Origin of the sequence: uncultured Campylobacter sp., from assembly GCF_938018035.1 — a bacterium.
Classification (GTDB): domain Bacteria; phylum Campylobacterota; class Campylobacteria; order Campylobacterales; family Campylobacteraceae; genus Campylobacter_B.
In genome coordinates this window covers 1-3,772 of sequence record NZ_CALIJF010000141.1, presented here as the reverse complement: position 1 = coordinate 3,772, position 3,772 = coordinate 1, and the positions used below count along the sequence as shown (strand labels likewise).

Below are 3,772 nucleotides of genomic sequence, written 5' to 3'. Positions count from 1 at the left end.
CGCCGCTTTAGCCGCGCGCTTCGGCAGAATTTTAAAATATTTATAGCGGCGTGAAATTTCGCCCGTGTGAAATTTTGCCTGCATAAAATCTATCTGCATGTATTAAAATTTTTCAAATACTTGCAGTAAATTTCATATCCTGTTTGAGGGTGGCGTGAAATTTTATTGCGTAGCGACGCATTGACGCGCTTGCGGCAAAATTTCTCGCAGTAGTTACGATGAACGTAAAATTTCGTAGAATTTCGCATACGCGCGATCGCGTAATGCTGTAAAATTTTACAACCATTTAAAATTTCAGCTTCGCTTCTAGCGCAAAATTTTATGAAATTTACCTCACAAAAGGAATAAAATGCTTGATTTTAAAAAAGAGTTTAGACAGCTTTACGCGCCAAAGCAGACGCCGCAAATTTTAACCGTTCCGCCTGCGAATTTCGTCTGCGTCCGCGGCGAAGGCGACCCGAACGAATCAGGCGGCGCGTATCAACACGCAATAGAGGTGCTTTACGCCGTGAGTTACGCGCTAAAAATGAGCTACAAAACTGATTATAAGATCGATGGCTTTTTTGAGTACGTCGTGCCACCCCTAGAGGGGTTTTGGCGACAAAGCGGCTCGGCTTGCGGCGCTGCAGACTACGCTAGAAAGAGCGATTTTAGCTGGATTAGCGCGATTAGACTGCCCGATTTTATCACGCGAGAAAATTTCGACTGGGCAGTGCAGCAGGCTACTTGGAAAAAGAAGCTAGACTGCAGTGCGGCGGAGTTTTTGAGGATAGATGAGGGGCTTTGCGCGCAAATTTTACATGTGGGCAGCTTTGATGATGAGCCGCAAAGCGTAGCCAAAATAGACGAGTTTATCATCGCGAATGGCTACGCAAAGGACTTTAGCGAGCAAAGAGCGCATCACGAAATCTATCTAAGCGACCCCAGAAAAACGGTGCCGCAAAAATGCAAAACGATAATCAGGCTCCCGATTAGGAAAATTTAGCCATTTTTGGGCTAAATTTGGCCTCGCGGCGATTTAATATAGCTTAGGCAAACTACGAAGCCGCCACGTAACGCAAAGCCGAATTTGCTGCATAAGCCGCTAATGCTAAGTTAAATTTGATTTACAATTTAAGAGAGTTGAAAAAAACGGATTCTTAAATCAAAGTTACACTATTCTCGCGCAGTTTTATTAAATTTTTATAGCAGAGTAAAATTTTGCTATCTCTTTGTACGGTTTAAATTTTAAAATTTACAAAATTTTACTAGTTGCAAATATAGTCCGATATACTACGCCGAAGCCCTCAATTTAACCCCAGCTTAAGCATAAGCTTGTATACTTTGGCTTTAAATTTAAGGCGGCAAATGAGATCACAGAGCGAATTTTTTGGCGTTTTCGTCACGCTTCTTGGCGGCGTATTATGGGGATTTAGCAGTGTTTGCGGGCAGTATCTGTTCACGCAAAAGGGCGTCAGCGCCGACTGGCTCGTGCCCTACCGCCTAGGCCTCGCCGGGCTTGCGATGGTAGCGTATTACATCGCTCGCTCGCCGCGCCTAGCCCTCGCTCCGCTAAAAGATCGCGTGCTTTTGCCGCAGCTGCTCATCTACGCGTTTTTTGGGCTTATGATGACACAGTATTCGTACTTTTGCGGTGTCGAGCTCTCAAACGCCGCCGTCGCGACCGTGATCCAGTACTCCGCGCCCGCGCTCATCCTCGCCGTCGTTTGCTTTTTACAGCGGCGCGCGCCTAAAAAGGTCGAGCTCATCGCGCTCATTTTCGCGGTGCTGGGCGTCGTGTTGCTCGCCACTCACGGCGATCTTGGCTCGCTCGTTATCAGCGCAGAGGCGCTGGTTTGGTGCCTCATTAGCGCGCTTGGCGTCGTGATCTACAGCCTCATCCCGACTAAGCTAAATCAAAAATACCCCGTCGCGTTAAATTTAGGCTGGGGCATGGTCATCGGCGGCGGCGCGCTCGCGCTTTACACGCGGGTTTGGCAGCTGGGCGGCGTGAGCGACGCAGACGGCTTTGCGGCGCTTGTCGCGGTGGTGATTTTAGGCACGATATGCGCGTTTAGCTTTTACATGACGGGGCTAAAGATAATAGGCGCAAGCAGGGCGAGCATGATAGCGTGCATCGAGCCGGTGAGCGCGGCGGCGTTTGCCTATTTTTGGCTGGGGACGGAGTTCGTGTTCCTTGATTTTGCGGGCTTTACGCTCATTATCTCGTGCATATTTTTGCTGGCTAAAGATAGGAAAAAGGCGTAAATTTGGAGGAGAGATGATCTATTTGGCGCAGACCGATACGACGGCGGGATTTTTGAGTAAGGATTTTCGCGAGATAAACGCACTCAAACGCCGCCCGCTTAACAAGCCATGCCTTATAACGACGGCAAAGCTTAGCAAGCTAAAAAATCTCGCTCGCGTGCCCGCTAAATTTAAAAATTTAGTGCGCCGCGCGAGGAAAACTACCTTTTTGTATCCGAACGGTACCGCCGTGCGCGTCGTAAAAGGGTGCGCCCACGAGGAGTTTTTGAGGCAATTTGACTGGCTTTACTCTAGCAGCGCAAATTTAAACGGACAAAACTTCGACGAAGAGTGGGCGAAAGCTGCGGCGGACGAGGTCGTGGATCAAAATTTCAGCCAAAACGCAAGCTCGAAAATATATAAAATTTCAAAAACTAAAATTTTGCGGATTAGATAGAACTGCCGATTAAATTTATGCGCGCAAAGAGCGCTCAAAAAGAGGCGCAGTAGTTTATAAATTTAAGCGACTTTGTAAATTTAAATTGCTCTATAAATTTACCGAACCGTAAAATTTCGTCACATATAAACCGCGCAAATACCGTCTGGAATTTTAAAAAATTGTAAAGGATCACGGCAGGCTCGCAGAAAAATCATATAAAAAGCTGCACCCCCATTCCCCGTTACCTTCAAATAGTAAAATTACTGCCGTTTTCGAAGCCGTAAAATTTCGTCATTGCTAGCTTTGAATGAAATTCTATCGCCAGATACTCTCGATCAAAATTTTAACTCGGGCGAGCTAAGATTATCGCTAGAAATTCTCGCATCCCGAGTGTTCTGGATCAAAATTTTAAAGATCAGACATTGCCGCCGGTTTTTATCCGAGCCGCTATGCGCCGTTTTGATCGAAGCTCCACCGACGCCGCTTTTGCCTTTGATTAAAATTTGATCTTTAAAAAAAGCTCCTCTGGCGCCGCTAAAATCAAAATTTCGCCGCCGCCTCATATAGTTTTAATAAAATTCAACCGCCGCCGATACCTATTCAATTAAAATTTTATCGCCGCTGCAAGTATTACGATCAAAAATTCTATCATCGCTGATTGTATATCAAAAGTCCCGCCACTACTGCCCTATCCCCACCGCTGCCGCAGCAGCAAGCGCCGCAAAGCCCTACGCGTCGCTCACGCCCTGAAGCTGCCAAACCTGCGCATAAAGTGCAAGCGCACCCCCCATTGCTGCGCCACGACGGCAGATAAAATTTCCGCCGCCGCGCAACGTGTGTCAAGCCAAACGCTGCAAGTTTTAAAATTTAAACCGCCTCTCGCCGCGCGGCACCGATAAATTCCAACCGATAAATTCCAACCGATAAACTCCGCTAGCTATTCCTTCATTACTGCATAAATCATAAATTTTCATGAATTTAGCGCCGCCATTCTTGCTTTATATTAAAATTTCGCTAAAATTACCGCATTAAATTTGAAGCGCAAACGGCTTAGCTTAAACCGCTTGCGGGCAAATTAAATCCATTCAAGGAGCTTTTATGAGCGGT

Annotated in this window: 3 protein-coding genes; all 3 read left to right on the top strand. The window is 46.6% G+C overall.

Features of this window, described 5'->3' with window-relative positions:
* The first annotated feature begins 349 nt into the window (after window positions 1-349).
* The gene (locus Q0257_RS04170; protein ID WP_298021917.1) at window positions 350-985 is read left to right on the top strand and encodes a GyrI-like domain-containing protein; all 636 of its coding nucleotides are present in this window, start codon (window positions 350-352) and stop codon (window positions 983-985) included.
* 362 nt (window positions 986-1,347) lie between these two features.
* Entirely contained in the window at window positions 1,348-2,247 is a 900-nt protein-coding gene (locus tag Q0257_RS04165; RefSeq protein WP_298021914.1) for a DMT family transporter, read from the top strand.
* Between the two features lie 13 nt (window positions 2,248-2,260).
* Window positions 2,261-2,683: a Sua5/YciO/YrdC/YwlC family protein gene (locus tag Q0257_RS04160; RefSeq protein ID WP_298021911.1), complete on the top strand. Its 423-nt coding sequence runs from the start codon at window positions 2,261-2,263 to the stop codon at window positions 2,681-2,683.
* Window positions 2,684-3,772 lie beyond the last annotated feature (1,089 nt).

Excerpts from the sequence above, each read along its gene's own strand:
- Q0257_RS04170 (WP_298021917.1), top strand. The coding sequence starts at position 350 with ATGCTTGATTTTAAAAAAGAGTTTAGACAGCTTTACGCGCCAAAGCAG.
- Q0257_RS04160 (WP_298021911.1), top strand. The coding sequence starts at position 2,261 with ATGATCTATTTGGCGCAGACCGATACGACGGCGGGATTTTTGAGTAAG.
- Q0257_RS04165 (WP_298021914.1), top strand. The coding sequence starts at position 1,348 with ATGAGATCACAGAGCGAATTTTTTGGCGTTTTCGTCACGCTTCTTGGC.